The 13,018-nt window shown below is 64.9% G+C and carries 16 protein-coding genes; 7 read left to right on the top strand and 9 right to left on the bottom strand.

Going from position 1 to position 13,018, the window contains the following annotated elements:
- Nucleotides 1-165 precede the first annotated feature (165 nt).
- On the top strand, nt 166-711 hold the full coding sequence (locus KY495_RS10530) for an NUDIX hydrolase (protein WP_219883580.1): 546 nt from the start codon (nt 166-168) through the stop codon (nt 709-711).
- Nucleotides 711-1,817, top strand: coding sequence for a tRNA 2-thiouridine(34) synthase MnmA (gene mnmA / locus KY495_RS10525; RefSeq protein ID WP_219883579.1), 1,107 nt, complete (start codon nt 711-713; stop codon nt 1,815-1,817). The genes KY495_RS10530 and mnmA overlap by 1 nt, the downstream gene beginning before the upstream one ends.
- Before the next feature lie 20 nt (nt 1,818-1,837).
- Here mnmA and KY495_RS10520 read toward each other — a convergent pair whose 3' ends face one another.
- The 3 genes from KY495_RS10520 to KY495_RS10510 are packed head-to-tail and all read right to left on the bottom strand — an operon-like array spanning nt 1,838 to nt 3,699.
- The gene (locus KY495_RS10520; protein ID WP_219883578.1) at nt 1,838-2,224 is read right to left on the bottom strand and encodes a response regulator; all 387 of its coding nucleotides are present in this window, start codon (nt 2,222-2,224) and stop codon (nt 1,838-1,840) included.
- Nucleotides 2,218-3,021, bottom strand: a complete 804-nt coding sequence (locus tag KY495_RS10515; protein ID WP_219883577.1) for a 5'-3' exonuclease — start codon at nt 3,019-3,021, stop codon at nt 2,218-2,220. Before KY495_RS10515 ends, KY495_RS10520 begins: the two co-directional genes overlap by 7 nt.
- A 6-nt stretch (nt 3,022-3,027) precedes the next feature.
- Nucleotides 3,028-3,699, bottom strand: coding sequence for a glutathione S-transferase family protein (locus KY495_RS10510; protein ID WP_219883576.1), 672 nt, complete (start codon nt 3,697-3,699; stop codon nt 3,028-3,030).
- 67 nt (nt 3,700-3,766) lie between these two features.
- On the opposite strand from KY495_RS10510, the gene KY495_RS10505 reads away from it, so the two are divergent.
- Nucleotides 3,767-5,389 (top strand): FMN-binding glutamate synthase family protein, encoded by a 1,623-nt coding sequence (locus tag KY495_RS10505; protein ID WP_219883575.1) that lies wholly within the window; start codon nt 3,767-3,769, stop codon nt 5,387-5,389.
- A gap of 5 nt (nt 5,390-5,394) precedes the next feature.
- Here KY495_RS10505 and KY495_RS10500 read toward each other — a convergent pair whose 3' ends face one another.
- Nucleotides 5,395-5,796, bottom strand: coding sequence for a phage tail protein (locus tag KY495_RS10500; RefSeq protein ID WP_219883574.1), 402 nt, complete (start codon nt 5,794-5,796; stop codon nt 5,395-5,397).
- 127 nt (nt 5,797-5,923) lie between these two features.
- Between KY495_RS10500 and KY495_RS10495 the strand changes: the two genes are divergently transcribed.
- Nucleotides 5,924-6,820: a DUF72 domain-containing protein gene (locus KY495_RS10495; protein WP_219883573.1), complete on the top strand. Its 897-nt coding sequence runs from the start codon at nt 5,924-5,926 to the stop codon at nt 6,818-6,820.
- On the opposite strand, the gene KY495_RS10490 is transcribed toward KY495_RS10495, so the two are convergent.
- From KY495_RS10490 to KY495_RS10480, 3 genes are read right to left on the bottom strand one after another with little or no spacing between them, the layout of a single operon-like run.
- Nucleotides 6,814-7,020, bottom strand: a complete 207-nt coding sequence (locus KY495_RS10490) for a hypothetical protein (RefSeq protein ID WP_219883572.1) — start codon at nt 7,018-7,020, stop codon at nt 6,814-6,816. The genes KY495_RS10495 and KY495_RS10490 overlap by 7 nt on opposite strands.
- Before the next feature lies 1 nt (nt 7,021).
- Nucleotides 7,022-8,899 (bottom strand): ferrous iron transporter B, encoded by a 1,878-nt coding sequence (locus tag KY495_RS10485; protein WP_219883571.1) that lies wholly within the window; start codon nt 8,897-8,899, stop codon nt 7,022-7,024.
- A 23-nt stretch (nt 8,900-8,922) separates the two neighbouring features.
- Nucleotides 8,923-9,189 carry a FeoA family protein gene (locus KY495_RS10480; RefSeq protein WP_219883570.1) on the bottom strand — a complete coding sequence of 89 codons (267 nt, stop codon included), beginning with the start codon at nt 9,187-9,189 and terminating at the stop codon, nt 8,923-8,925.
- Nucleotides 9,190-9,419: 230 nt separating this feature from the next.
- On the opposite strand from KY495_RS10480, the gene KY495_RS10475 reads away from it, so the two are divergent.
- The 3 genes from KY495_RS10475 (at nt 9,420) to bfr (ending at nt 10,973) form a co-directional block, all read left to right on the top strand.
- Nucleotides 9,420-9,632 (top strand): bacterioferritin-associated ferredoxin, encoded by a 213-nt coding sequence (locus tag KY495_RS10475; RefSeq protein WP_219883569.1) that lies wholly within the window; start codon nt 9,420-9,422, stop codon nt 9,630-9,632.
- A gap of 10 nt (nt 9,633-9,642) precedes the next feature.
- On the top strand, nt 9,643-10,353 hold the full coding sequence (locus tag KY495_RS10470) for an energy transducer TonB (protein ID WP_219883568.1): 711 nt from the start codon (nt 9,643-9,645) through the stop codon (nt 10,351-10,353).
- 155 nt (nt 10,354-10,508) lie between these two features.
- On the top strand, nt 10,509-10,973 hold the full coding sequence (bfr, locus tag KY495_RS10465; RefSeq protein ID WP_219884200.1) for a bacterioferritin: 465 nt from the start codon (nt 10,509-10,511) through the stop codon (nt 10,971-10,973).
- Between the two features lie 61 nt (nt 10,974-11,034).
- On the opposite strand, the gene KY495_RS10460 is transcribed toward bfr, so the two are convergent.
- Nucleotides 11,035-11,952, bottom strand: coding sequence for a PfkB family carbohydrate kinase (locus KY495_RS10460; protein ID WP_219883567.1), 918 nt, complete (start codon nt 11,950-11,952; stop codon nt 11,035-11,037).
- 21 nt (nt 11,953-11,973) lie between these two features.
- On the bottom strand, nt 11,974-13,014 hold the full coding sequence (locus KY495_RS10455) for a LacI family DNA-binding transcriptional regulator (protein WP_219883566.1): 1,041 nt from the start codon (nt 13,012-13,014) through the stop codon (nt 11,974-11,976).
- Nucleotides 13,015-13,018 lie beyond the last annotated feature (4 nt).

Raw genomic sequence — 13,018 nt, 5'->3', positions numbered from 1 at the left:
AGTGGCACCATTTCGTTCTAGATGCCATCCTCGATTTTCAAACCGGTTGTGTTGCAGACTGGGCGTTTTTTGCTGTTTTCTTGTATCAGATCAATATGCTGTTCCGTGACTTGGGCGTGTATCGGCGCGCCAAGGTAAAATGACGGCTCTTTTTTGAGGACCCCCATGCCGCATACCTGGAGACCCAACGTAACCGTTGCCGCCATCATCGAGCGTGATGGCCGATTCCTGCTGGTGGAGGAAGAAACCAGCGAAGGCATCCGCATCAACCAGCCGGCCGGCCATCTTGATCCGTACGAAACACTGGAGCAGGCGGTGGTGCGCGAGGTGCTGGAAGAGACAGCCCACGACTTCACGCCGCATGCGCTGGTGGGCATGTACATGTCGCGCTACCGCTCCAAGCGGCGCGGCACCGATGTGACGTACCTGCGCTTTACCTTTTGCGGCGTGCCTGGCACCGAACATGACATGCCGCTCGACGAAGGCATCCTGCGCACCCTGTGGATGACGCGCGACGAAATCGCTGCCTGCCCGGAACGCCACCGCAGCCCCATTGTGCTGCAGTGCGTGGACGACTATCTGCAGGGCCGGCGCGCGCCGCTGGAGCTGCTGTTTACCGATCCCTCGGTATTACACGGCGGTCTGGTGATGGACCTTGCTGTTCCCCAGAACGCAAGCGCAACACCTGTCATGAACACGGAAGCACGGTAATGGCCAAAAAGAAGGTCGTGATTGGCATGTCGGGCGGGGTGGACTCGTCGGTCGCGGCATGGATGCTCAAGGAACTAGGCTATGAAGTCATCGGCCTGTTCATGAAAAACTGGGAAGACGACGACGATTCGGAATTCTGCTCGTCGCGCCAGGACTGGATTGACGCGGCCAGCGTGGCCGACGTGGTGGGCGTGGACATTGAAGCGGTCAACTTCGCGGCCGAATACAAGGACCGCGTGTTTGCCGAATTCCTGCGCGAGTACCAGGCCGGCCGCACTCCCAATCCGGACGTGCTGTGCAATGCCGAGATCAAGTTCAAGGCCTTCCTCGACCATGCCATGCACCTGGGCGCGGACCTGATCGCCACCGGCCACTATGCCCGCGTGCGCGAACGGAACGGCGCCTTTGAGCTGCTCAAGGCCATGGACCATACCAAGGACCAGAGCTACTTTCTGCACCGCCTGAACCAGGCGCAGTTGTCCAAGACCCTGTTCCCGCTGGGCGACATCCCCAAGACCGAGGTGCGCAGGATCGCCGAAAGGCTGGCCCTGCCCAATGCCGCCAAAAAGGATTCGACCGGCATCTGCTTCATCGGGGAGCGGCCGTTCCGCGACTTCCTCAACCGCTACCTGTCGTACAAGCCGGGACCGATGAAGACCGACGACGGCACTGTCGTGGGCGAGCACGTGGGCCTGTCGTTCTACACGCTGGGCCAGCGCAAGGGCATCGGCGTGGGCGGCATGAAAAAATACAAAAATGACGATGGCAGCAGCGACGCCTGGTACGTGGCGCGCAAGGATATCGAGAACAATACGCTGTGGATCGTGCAGGGGCATGACCATCCATGGCTGCTGTCGGGCACATTGCGCGCCGACCAGGCCAGCTGGGTGGCCGGGACTGCACCGTCGCCGCGCGCCATGGCTGCCAAGACGCGCTACCGCCAGTCGGACGTGGCCTGCCGCATCGATGCCGAAGGCATGAGCGAGTTCGCCCTCGCCTTTACCGACCCGCAATGGGCCGTCACGCCGGGACAGTCGGCCGTGCTGTATGACGGCGACGTGTGCCTGGGCGGCGGCATCATTGCCGGCTCCGCGCCTGCCGCCTGAGACTGGCTCCCACGCCGGCGCTAGGACTGCGCCTGCTGGCGCTTGACCAGCGCCAGCACGGTGGCGCGGATGGTCTTGAGCACGGCATCGGCCCTGAACGGCTTGACGATGAAACCATTCACACCGCGCGCCAGCGCCGCCTGCAGCGTGGCCGCGTCCAGCGCGCCGGAGAGCATGAACACCAGCGTCTTGGGATACTGGGCGCGGATCTGCTCCACCACGCCGCTGCCGTCTTCCATCTGTTCGAGCGCGATGCAGAAAAGCTGCGGCTGGTATTTTTGCAGCAGGGCGAAACCCTGGCTACTGGTGTGGCTCTGGCCAACCACGTCGTAGCCCCCATCGGTCAGTACCGTATTGAGCAGCCCGCGCGAGAGCGCGCTCGCATCGACGATCACCGCTTTCAGCATGCCTGTTCTCCCTGCGCCTCGACCCTGCCCGGGTAGGCCAGCATATTCCATGTGACGCCGAGGCGCACATCGGTTTTCAGTTCCACCAGCCGGCGCGACAGGTACAAGGTCTCGCGCTCGGCGCGCAAACGTTCGCCGAGCGGCGTTTTCAAAATGCCGGCACCGGCCATGACCGCCTCCAGGCTGCCGTAGGAATTGAGCAGGCGCGCAGCAGTCTTCATGCCCACCTTGGACACACCAGGCACGCCGTCGGTGGCGTCGCCCATCAGCGCCAGCAGGTCCACCAGCAGTTCGGGCGCCACGCCAAATCTGGCACGCACCCAGGCATCATCATGCCACTCGCCCTTGAAGTGATCCCACACCAGCGCCCCCTGGGCCACCAGGCCATGCAGGTCCTTGTCGGTGGTGGCGATGATGGCTTCGCCCCTGCCCTCGGAGAGCCAGCGCAGCACACCGGTGCCGATCACATCATCGGCTTCCACGTCCGGCAGCATGAGCACGTGCAGGCCTTCGGCAGCGAGCCTGTCGTGAAAGCCCGGCAGCGCCTCGCGCAGGAACGATGGCATGGGCGCGCGCTGCTCGCGGTAACGCGGGTACAGCGCATGGCGCCAGGTCGGGCCGCCATGATCGAACGCGGCCAGCACATGGGTGGGCGAATGCGCGGCGAGCAGGTTGCGAAACGACGACAGTGCGTGGCGCAGGGCGGTGGCGGCCTTTTCGGGCGAGTCCTCGTCGGCGCTGGCCTCATACACGCGCCGCACGATGTTCAGGCCATCGATGGCGAGCAGCTTGGCCATCGCGCTTTATTTAATCAGTTCGTACGGCCCGCCACGTTCCAGGCCGCGCTGGTAGGCCGGCCGGGCGTGAATGCGCTTGAGGAAGGCGTCCAGCTTCGGATACTGCGCACCCAGGCCGCCGCGCGCGGCCGCCGCTTCGAGCACAAAGCTCACCTGCACATCGGCCCCGGTGAATTCTTCGCCCGCGAACCAGGTGCGCTTGCCCAGTTCCGACTCCAGGTAGGCCAGGTGCTGGACAATCTGCGGCATGATGTAGCTCGACTTGACCTTGCCTGCAATGCCCTTGGCGATCGGCTTGGCGAAAAACGGCATGGGACTGGTCGCGACCTTGTCAAACACCAGTTTCATCAGGAGCGGCGTCATGGCCGAGCCTTCGGCATAATGCAGGAAGTAGGTGTACAGCAGCTTTTCCGGCGTACCCGCAGCCGGGATGAATCTGCCCTTGCCGTAGCGCTCGATCAGGTACTCGATGATGGCGCCTGATTCGGCCACCGTGTGCTCGCCATCCGTGATCACGGGCGACTTGCCCAGCGGGTGGACGGCGCGCAGCTCCGGCGGCGCCAGCATGGTCTTGGCGTCGCGCTGGTATTTTTTGATCTCGTAATCCAGGCCCAGCTCTTCGAGCAGCCACAGGATGCGCTGCGAGCGGGAGTTGTTCAGATGATGGACTATGATCATGGTGTCGCCTTTGAGATTTTCGCGCTAGCTTAGCATTGTTGCCAGCGATGCGCCACGGAGCCTGTTAATGAGATTGTTCGCACCACGCTATTCTCCCTTGATCATCGCGGCCCTGGTGTGCCCCTGGTCGGCATGGCAGGCGTGGCATGGGGCCGGTCCCGGCTGGTGGGTCACGGCCGCAAGCGGCGCGCTGGCGGTGGTGGGCATTGCCGACCTGCTGCAAAAGAAGCGCGCCCTGCGCCGCAACTATCCGATCCTGTCGCACTTCCGCTATTTTCTTGAATCGATCCGGCCCGAAATCCGCCAGTACTTCCTCGAAGGCGACCAGGAAGCGGCGCCCTTTTCGCGCAACCAGCGCAGCATCGTCTACCAGCGCGCCAAGCAGGATACCGACAAGCGCCCTTTCGGCACCCAGCTCGATGTCTACGCCGACGGCTATGAATGGATCAACCACTCGATCGCACCGGCCGTGATTGCGGACCAGGATTTCCGCATCGAGATCGGCAACCATCCGGACTGCCCGCGCGCGCAGCCGTATCGCGCCAGTGTCTTCAACATTTCAGCCATGAGTTTCGGTTCGCTCTCGGCCAATGCCATCCTGGCACTCAATGGCGGGGCGCGGCTGGGCGGCTTCATGCACGACACGGGCGAAGGGAGCATCAGCCGCTATCACCGCGAGCATGGCGGCGACCTGGTGTGGGAAATCGGCTCTGGCTACTTTGGCTGCCGCACCGCCGAAGGCGGGTTTTCCGAAGAGCGCTTTGCCGCCAATGCGGGCCTGGAGCAGGTAAAGATGATCGAACTGAAGCTCTCGCAGGGCGCCAAGCCGGGCCAGGGCGGAATCCTCCCCGCACCCAAGGTCAGTATCGAAATCGCGGCCGCGCGCGGTGTCGTTCCCGGGATCGACTGCATTTCGCCGCCCATGCATTCCGCCTTTTCGACGCCGATCGAGATGATGCAGTTCATAGAACGGCTGCGCAATCTGGCGGGCGGCAAGCCGACCGGCTTCAAGCTGGCCATCGGCCACCCCTGGGAATTCTTTGGCATCGTCAAGGCCATGCTGGCCACCGGCATCGTGCCCGATTTTATCGTGGTCGATGGCGGCGAAGGCGGCACGGGGGCGGCGCCCGTGGAGTTTTCCGACCATGTCGGCGTGCCGCTGCAGGAGGCGCTGCTGATGGTGCATAACACGCTGGTGGGCGCCGGCCTGCGCGACAGGATCAAGATCGGCGCGGCCGGCAAGATCATTACCGCGTTCGACGTGGCGCGCACCATCGCCCTGGGCGCGGACTGGTGCAATTCGGCGCGCGGCTTCATGTTCGCGCTTGGCTGCATCCAGTCCCAGACCTGCCACACCGACCGTTGTCCGACCGGCGTGGCCACCCAGGATGAACTGCGCCAGCATGCGCTGGTCGTGCCGGACAAGATCGCGCGCGTGGCCAACTATCACCGCAATACCGTCAAGGCGCTGGCGGAGCTGATTGCGGCGGCCGGCCTGACCCATCCATCGCAGCTCAAGCCGCACCACGTGGTGCGGCGCGTGTCGCACAACCAGGTAAAACTGGCGTCGGCGCTGCTGCCCTACCTCCAGCCCGGCGAACTGCTCGATGCGAGCCGGCTTGACCGGTTGCCGCCCGTGTTCGGCATGTACTGGCCAATCGCGCGTGCCGAGTCATTCCACCCGCTGTAGGGGCGTCAGGCGGCGGCAAGCTCCTTTTGCAGGCTGACCCACTGGCGCAGCTGGCGCGCAAAGGCGGCGCGGGCGAACACGCCCTGGCCGTTGACGGTGCCGTGCAGGACGCCGGCGGCGTCGGGCAGGCCGTCAAACAGCAGCTTGGCCACGGTGCCATTGCTGTTGGTCAGGCATATCTTCAGGCGCAGCACCGTAACCGGCACCGCTTCGCCGGCCAGCGTGATGCCGGCTCCTTCGAGCAGCGCGAACAGCGACGCCAGGGCGCAGCCGGCGCCGATGCTGACATTGAAGCCGCGCAGGGACAGGTCATGCTCCTGCAGTCCAATGGGTAGCGCCGGGACGGCCGGCAAGGCAATGACGGTGGCGCCGTCCACACTGTCGCGCAGCTGGCCAATCAGATCCATGCAATGCTCCCCGGTGCACAAAGAACCCCACTTTATATTTCCACGTGGAAAGCACGCTGACGTGGCGCAAACCTGCAGCGTTCGCTGCCGAACAGAGGGCGCCGGCGGCCGGCCGTATCGTGAGCGCATGGGAAAAATCTACATCGGCATCTCCGGCTGGCGCTACGAGCCGTGGCGCGGTGTGTTCTATCCGGACGACTTGCGCCAGGATGACGAACTGGCGTTCGCGTCGCGCCAGCTGCCTTCGATCGAACTCAATGGCTCCTTCTATGCCCTGCAAAAGCCGGCCAGCTACGCCGCGTGGTATGCGGCCACGCCCAGGGGCTTCGTGTTCAGCGTCAAGGGCAACCGTTTCATCACCCACACGCGGCGCCTGCGCGATATCGACGGGCCGGTGGCCAACGTGCTGGCCTCGGGCGTGTTCGGGCTGCGCGACAAGCTCGGCCCCTTCCTGTGGCAATTCCCGCCCAATTTCAAGTTCGATCCCGCGCTCATGGAGCATTTCCTCAGCCTGCTGCCGCACGATACGGAGGAAGGCCTGGCGCTGGCGCGCCGGCACGAGGCGCGCATGGATGGCAAGGTGGCGCTGGAAGTGGACAGGAAGCGCAAGCTGCGGCACGCGGTGGAAATTCGCCATGACAGCTTTATCGATGAAGCCTTCATCGCGCTGCTGCGCAAGTACAAGGTGGCGCTGGTGGTGGCCGACACGGCCGGCAACTGGCCCTACTTTGAAGATGTGTGCGCCGACTTCATGTACCTGCGCCTGCACGGCGACAAGGAACTGTACGCAAGCGGCTACACGGAGCAGGCGCTGGATCGCTGGGCCGCGCGCATCCAGGCCTGGAGCGCCGGATCACAGCCGGACGATGCGCGCCTCATATCGGGCAAGGCCGCGCCCAGGCGCGCCAGCCGCGATGTGTTCTGCTACTTTGACAACGACATCAAGGTCAAGGCGCCGCGCGACGCCCGCCGCCTGCTGGAAAAACTCGGCCTGGCGCAGCCGGCCGCGGGGACCGCTCAGTGACTGCGGATCGGGATCACCCGGCGCGAAGGGCCCTGCGCCGGCGCCGCTTCGGACGGCGTGTCGCAGCCCGACTTGCACGCGCCGCAGCCGCTGGCGCAGCCTTCGTCCGCCTTGCCGAACAGGCGTGCGGGCAGGTATTTGCGCCCGGCATACAGGGCCGATGCGCCGACAATCACAGCCACGATCAGGTTTTCCATCATCTCAACTCCCCGTCAATGCCATGGTGATGTGATAGGTCAGCAGTGAGGCCACGTAGGCCAGTGCAAACATGTAGCCGGCCATGAGCAGCGGATAGCGCATGCTGTTGGTTTCGCGCTTGACCACCGACAGGGTGGACAGGCACTGCGGGGCAAATACGTACCAGGCCAGCAGCGACAGGGCCGTTCCCAGGCTCCACGACTGGGCGATGATGGGCGTGAGCGAGGTCGCCAGCTCGTCGCCCGTCTGCGACAGCGCATACACGGTACCGAGGGCGCCCACGGCCACTTCGCGCGCGGCCATGCCGGGCACCAGGGCAATGCAGATCTGCCAGCCAAAACCAATCGGCTCGAACACCACGGCCAGGGCCCGGCCCAGCATGCCGGCCACGCTGTAATAGATGGGCGGCTGGGTGGCGCCTTCCGGTGCGCCGGGGAAGGTGGACAGGAACCACAGCAGGATCATCAGGGTGAGGATGGTGGTACCGACGCGCATGACGAAGATCTTGGCCCGCTCCCACAGGCCCATGGCCAGGTTTTGCAGGTGCGGCCAGTGATAGCTTGGCAGTTCCAGCATCAGCGGCTGGTTGCGCTTGCTGCCCATGCTGCGCTTCATGAACCAGGCCACCGCCATGGCCGCCGCGATGCCGGCAAAGTACAGCACGAACAGCACCAGGCCCTGCAGGTTGAACACGCCGCCCACCTCGCGCTGGGGAATGAAGGCGGCGATGATCAGCGCATACACCGGCAGGCGCGCCGAGCATGTCATGAGGGGCGCGATCATGATGGTGACGATGCGGTCGCGTGGGTTCTGGATGGTGCGCGCGGCCATGATGCCGGGGATGGCGCAGGCAAAGCTCGAGAGCAGCGGAATGAAGGCGCGGCCGGACAGGCCGACCCCTCCCATCATGCGGTCGAGCAGGAAGGCGGCGCGCGGCAGGTAGCCGCAGTCTTCCAGCACCAGGATGAAGAAGAACAGGATCACGATCTGCGGCAGGAACACCAGCACGCTGCCGACACCACCGAGGATGCCTTCGACCAGCAGGCTGCGCAGCATGCCCTCGTCCATGTTGGCACTGAGCCAGCCACCGATGGCGTCCACGCCGCCGGTGATCATTTCCATCGGCACGGCGGCCCAGCTGAACACGGCCTGGAACACCAGGAACATGATGGCCGCCAGCAGCAGGGGCCCGGCCACGGGATGCAGGATGACGTCGTCGATGCGCTCGGTCAGGTTGCCGGTGTCGTGGGCGTGGCTGGTGGCGGCGTCGAGGATGCGGCGCACTTCGGACTGGGTCTGTTCCACCGATACCGTGTCGATGGCCGACAGTGGCAGGGCCTTGGCGCTGGCGCCGGGCGGCAGGCGGTCGAGCGCGGCCAGCAGGGCCGCTTCGCCGCCGCTTTGCACCGCCACCGTTTCCACGACCGGCATGCCCAGTTCCTGGGACAGGCGCGCGGTATCGATTTCGATGCCGCGCTTTTTGGCCACGTCCACCATGTTCAGGGCCAGCACCATGGGCAGCCCCAGGCGCTTGATCTCCAGGACCAGGCGCAGGTTCAGGCGCAAATTGGTGGCACTGACCACGCACACGATGGTGTCGGGGGCTTGCTCGTCCTGGCGCAGGCCGGCCACCACATCGCGCGTGATCGCTTCGTCGGGCGTGGTGGCCGACAGGCTGTAGGCGCCCGGCAGGTCCAGCACCCGGAACGCGCGGCCGGCGGGCGAGGTGAAGCTGCCTTCCTTGCGTTCGATGGTGACGCCGGCGTAATTGGCGACCTTCTGGCGCGAGCCGGTCAGGCGGTTGAACAGCGCTGTCTTGCCGCAATTGGGATTGCCGAGCAAAGCGATGAGCGGCGTGTGGCCCAGCGTTTCAGTACTCATAAGGATGATGGTGAGGGATCAGGTTATTCGGGCTGGATCGAGATGAGGGCGGCCTCGAAGCGGCGCAAGGCAAAGGTGGACTGGCCCACGCGCACCGCCATGGGGTCGCCGCCGGGCACGCCGCGCTTGAGCATGCGAATGCGCTCGCCCGGCACGAAGCCCAGTTCCATGAGGCGGCGCGCGATGTCCACGCCGGTTTCGGCATCGCCGGACGGGGCCAGGTGGATCACGGTGGCGCTGTGGCCAGCTGGCAGGGTATCAAGCGTGGTCACGGTAGGAGCTAGGGTCATGGCTGGACTCGGTTATCGGACTAAAAACGGGGCTCTGCGGCAAATTCGGAGCCCAGCAAGAGAAGTTTCGTGTTGGATATTAGCATCATAGACGCAAATGCGAATTATTTCTATTCAGGATTTGCTTAAATCGCTTGCAATCATGTTCGGCTTATTGGAAAATACAAATCTAAGTGATAATGATTCTCATTATAGACCGAACGAACCGCTTGAAGCTGGAAGGTGCATCAATGATTGTCTGTGTATGCAACAACATCTCTGACCGTGAAATTCGCCAGGCGGTCGATCTGGGCCTCAGCACCATGGCTGAGCTGAGCCGCGACCTGGGCGTGGGTACCTGCTGCGGCAAGTGCGGCAGCTGTGCGCGCCAGGTTCTCCATGCCCACCTCGACACCCGCATCGAGGTAAAGGAAATCTCGTTCCGTACCGCCCAAACCGCCTGAATACCTGTCCATGAGCGCACTGTTCTATTCTGACATCCCGGATCCGGGCACGGCCGGCAGCGGCCTGGCCCGGCTGCGCGCCAAGTTCGGCCCGCTGGCGGCGGTGCTGGGAGCGCATGCAGTGCTGTTCTACGCCGCCTACAGTGGCATGCTTACCCGCATGGTGGACGCCGCTCTGCCGGACGCGGTGCTGGTCAGCTTTGTCGCGCCGGTTGCCGAAGTCAAGCCGCCGCCGGCCGCGCCCAAGCTGGTGCCGGTGGTCCAGCTGCCGCCCCCCGCGCTGCCGGTGGTACCGGTGCCGGAAGTGCAGTTCGCGCCCCAGCAAAACGTGATCACCACGGTGCAGAGCAGCGCCCCGGCCGAAGTGCGCCCCGTCCCGCCGCCCCCGGCCCCGGTGGTGGCGGCCGCGCCCGCCCCGGCTGCTGTGGCGTCCACGCCACGCACCATCACGTCGGGCGTGGAATACGTCCGCGAACCGCAGCCCGTCTACCCGCAAATGTCGCGCCGCATGGGCGAGCAGGGCCGCGTCATGCTGCGCATCCTGATCAATGAAAAAGGCAGGCCCGAGCAGGCGCTGGTGCACAGCTCGTCCGGTTCGCCGCGCCTGGATGAAGCGGGCCGCCAGGCCGCCCTGCGTGCCCAGTTCAAGCCGCACATGGAAGACGGTCGCGCGGTGGCCGTGTATGTCATCGTCCCCGTCAACTTCCAGCTCGCGAGCTGAGCTCTTGCCCGTCATCAGGCCCTGCACTTGCGGGGCTTTTTTTTCGCCTGCACCAACCCCTTGCCGGCGCCCGGTTGGCCGGACGCACGATTTTGCCGCGCCGGGCGGGGTTTGTTATGATGGCCGCTACCACCACCACTGCAGAAAGAATTCCCATGAAGGGCGACAAGAACATCATCCGCTTGCTGAACGCTCAGCTCACCAACGAACTGTCGGCAATTAACCAGTATTTCTTGCATGCCCGTATGTACCGCCACTGGGGCCTGGAAAAGCTGGCCAAGAAGGAATACGACGAGTCGATTGGCGAAATGAAACACGCCGACAAGCTCATCGACCGCATCCTCACGCTTGACGGGCTGCCCAATCTGCAGGCCCTGCACAAGCTGCTGATCGGCGAATCGACGCCGGAAATGCTCGAGTGCGACCTCAAGCTGGAGCAGGCATCCCAGCTCACCGTCAAGGAAGGCATCGCGGCGGCCGAGCTGGCGGGCGACTATGTATCGCGCGACCTGCTGCTCATGATCCTGGAAGACACCGAAGAACATATCGACTGGCTCGAAACCCAGCTCGACCTGATCGTCAAGATCGGCATCCAGAACTACCTGCAAAGCCAGATGTAACGGCGGCGGGCACCTGGCCCGCCCTCCCCCGCGCCGGCGGCGACTCTGTCGTGGCGGCGCGTCAGCGCCAGCGCGCTTCCCACTTGTCGTAAAAGCCCATGTCGCGCGGCACCGCGCCGGCAATGGTGCACACGGCGCCGGCAAATGCATTGGCCCGCGCCAGTGCCACCTCCAGCGGCCAGCCGCGCGCGCGTCCCAGCAGCCAGATGGCGGCAAAGGCGTCACCCGCGCCCACGGTATCGATGACGAAGGGCGGCACCGGGTTATCGCGGTGCACGATCACCTCGCCATCGGCGCCAAACCAGGCCGACCCGCGGCTGCCCAGCGTGACAATCAAGCCTTCCAGGGCGAACAGCTGCACCAGGGCGGCGCAGGCCGTGCGCACATCGTCGGGCGCCAGCGGGCCGTCCGATGGCCGGATGTCGCAGTACCAGCCAAACAGGTTTTGCAGCTCTTCTTCATTGACCTTGACCACGTCGGCCGCGTGCATCGACTGGAACACGCAGCGTTCATCAATATACCCTTCGCGCAGGTTCAGGTCGAGAAAGCGGGTGGCCGGGGTGGCGTCGAGCAGCGCGTGCAGGGTGTCGCGCGAACGCGCGCTGCGCTGGACCAGGGTGCCGAAATAAAACATGGAAGCGTCCACCGTCTCGAGCGCGGCGATGGCCTGTTCCGGGTTGATGAAGTCATACGCCTGGCCGGGCAGGATGACGAAGCGGTGACCCTTGCCAATGCGTTCGACCACGACCCGGCCGGTTTCCTCCATCTTGTCGATCTGCAGTCCGGCCTCGGACATGGCAAAGCGCTCGAATTCGCCGTGCACCACGGCGCCGTTGCGGTCATTGCCGATGCGGGTGATGAGCAGCTGCGGCGCCATGAAGGCTGCCAGGTGGCGCGCCACGTTAAAGGGTGCGCCACCGACGACTTGTTCGGCGCCGAAATCGTCGACCAGTGCTTCGCCATACACTACCGTTGTCATGGGGTCCTTTGTCAAAGTTGATTATGCGGCGCTGGCGCGCACGATGAGTTCCGTTGGCAGGTGTACCGACGGCGCCTGCGCCCCGTCCACCAGCGCCAGCAGCGATGTCACCAAGAGCTCGCCGGCCGCGCCGATCGGCTGGCGGATGGTGCTCAGCGGTGGATGATAATACGCTGCCAGCACGATGTCGTCATAGCCGACCACGCCGACATCGCGCGGCACCAGCCGGTCCTGCCCGCGCAGAGTATTGATCGCTTCCATGGCCAGCAGGTCGCTGCAGGCGAAGATGGCGTCAAAGCCGACCGCGCGCCGCACCAGTTCCTGCACGGCCTGGGCCCCGCCACCGGGAACGAAAGGCACCGACACGCGCAGCTGCGGGTCCACCGGCAGCGCATGCTGGGCCAGTGCATTGCAGTAGCCGCGGTAGCGCTGCGCCACCTCCGGCAGGTTGATGTCGCCGAAAAAGGCAATCCGGCGCCGTCCGCCCGCGATCAGGTGAGCGGTGGCCAGCATCCCGCCGCTGACATTGTCGCCGCCCACCGTGGTGTAGCGCTGCTGAGGCAGCTGCGCGCCCCAGGCCACGATTGGCACGCCGCGCGCGGCCAGATCGTTGAGCTGCGCATGCTGGCGCCACTGGCCAATCAGGATGATGCCGATCGCGCGGCCGGTATCGAAAGGCTGGGCCGCGCAGTCGGTCTGCTGGGCGTCCACGCGCGTGAGAAGCATGTCGTAGCCGCGCACCGTGAGGGCGTCGGCCACGGCCCCCAGCATGCCGAGGAAGAAGGGATCGTTCAGGTGGCGCCGGGTGTCGGAGTCAAAAGGCAGCACCACGCCCACGGTGCGGCTGTCCTTGCGCCGCAGGTTGCGCGCTTCCAGGTTGATGGTGTAGCGCAGCGACTTGGCCAGGGCGCGAATGCGGGCCCGGGTCTCGTCGCTCACCAGCGGACTGTCCGACAGCGCGCGCGAGACAGTGGCCTTGGAGACGCCGGCCGCGCGCGCAATATCCGCCATCTGGACCCGCTGCCTGGCAGCTGGCGGGTCGGCCGGTGGGGACGTAGGCATGATG

This window comes from Massilia sp. PAMC28688 (genome assembly GCF_019443445.1).
GTDB lineage: Bacteria > Pseudomonadota > Gammaproteobacteria > Burkholderiales > Burkholderiaceae_D > Telluria_A.
Note: the sequence above shows the minus strand (reverse complement) of the source record. Positions and strands in the feature narration are given on the sequence as shown.

What these genes read in the sequence shown, in the direction of transcription:
- KY495_RS10530 (WP_219883580.1), top strand. Translation starts at nt 166, where the DNA reads ATGCCGCATACCTGGAGACCCAACGTAACCGTTGCCGCCATCATCGAG.
- mnmA (WP_219883579.1), top strand. Translation starts at nt 711, where the DNA reads ATGGCCAAAAAGAAGGTCGTGATTGGCATGTCGGGCGGGGTGGACTCG.
- KY495_RS10520 (WP_219883578.1), bottom strand. Translation starts at nt 2,224, where the DNA reads ATGCTGAAAGCGGTGATCGTCGATGCGAGCGCGCTCTCGCGCGGGCTG.
- KY495_RS10515 (WP_219883577.1), bottom strand. Translation starts at nt 3,021, where the DNA reads ATGGCCAAGCTGCTCGCCATCGATGGCCTGAACATCGTGCGGCGCGTG.
- KY495_RS10510 (WP_219883576.1), bottom strand. Translation starts at nt 3,699, where the DNA reads ATGATCATAGTCCATCATCTGAACAACTCCCGCTCGCAGCGCATCCTG.
- KY495_RS10505 (WP_219883575.1), top strand. Translation starts at nt 3,767, where the DNA reads ATGAGATTGTTCGCACCACGCTATTCTCCCTTGATCATCGCGGCCCTG.
- KY495_RS10500 (WP_219883574.1), bottom strand. Translation starts at nt 5,796, where the DNA reads ATGGATCTGATTGGCCAGCTGCGCGACAGTGTGGACGGCGCCACCGTC.
- KY495_RS10495 (WP_219883573.1), top strand. Translation starts at nt 5,924, where the DNA reads ATGGGAAAAATCTACATCGGCATCTCCGGCTGGCGCTACGAGCCGTGG.
- KY495_RS10490 (WP_219883572.1), bottom strand. Translation starts at nt 7,020, where the DNA reads ATGATGGAAAACCTGATCGTGGCTGTGATTGTCGGCGCATCGGCCCTG.
- KY495_RS10485 (WP_219883571.1), bottom strand. Translation starts at nt 8,899, where the DNA reads ATGAGTACTGAAACGCTGGGCCACACGCCGCTCATCGCTTTGCTCGGC.
- KY495_RS10480 (WP_219883570.1), bottom strand. Translation starts at nt 9,189, where the DNA reads ATGACCCTAGCTCCTACCGTGACCACGCTTGATACCCTGCCAGCTGGC.
- KY495_RS10475 (WP_219883569.1), top strand. Translation starts at nt 9,420, where the DNA reads ATGATTGTCTGTGTATGCAACAACATCTCTGACCGTGAAATTCGCCAG.
- KY495_RS10470 (WP_219883568.1), top strand. Translation starts at nt 9,643, where the DNA reads ATGAGCGCACTGTTCTATTCTGACATCCCGGATCCGGGCACGGCCGGC.
- bfr (WP_219884200.1), top strand. Translation starts at nt 10,509, where the DNA reads ATGAAGGGCGACAAGAACATCATCCGCTTGCTGAACGCTCAGCTCACC.
- KY495_RS10460 (WP_219883567.1), bottom strand. Translation starts at nt 11,952, where the DNA reads ATGACAACGGTAGTGTATGGCGAAGCACTGGTCGACGATTTCGGCGCC.
- KY495_RS10455 (WP_219883566.1), bottom strand. Translation starts at nt 13,014, where the DNA reads ATGCCTACGTCCCCACCGGCCGACCCGCCAGCTGCCAGGCAGCGGGTC.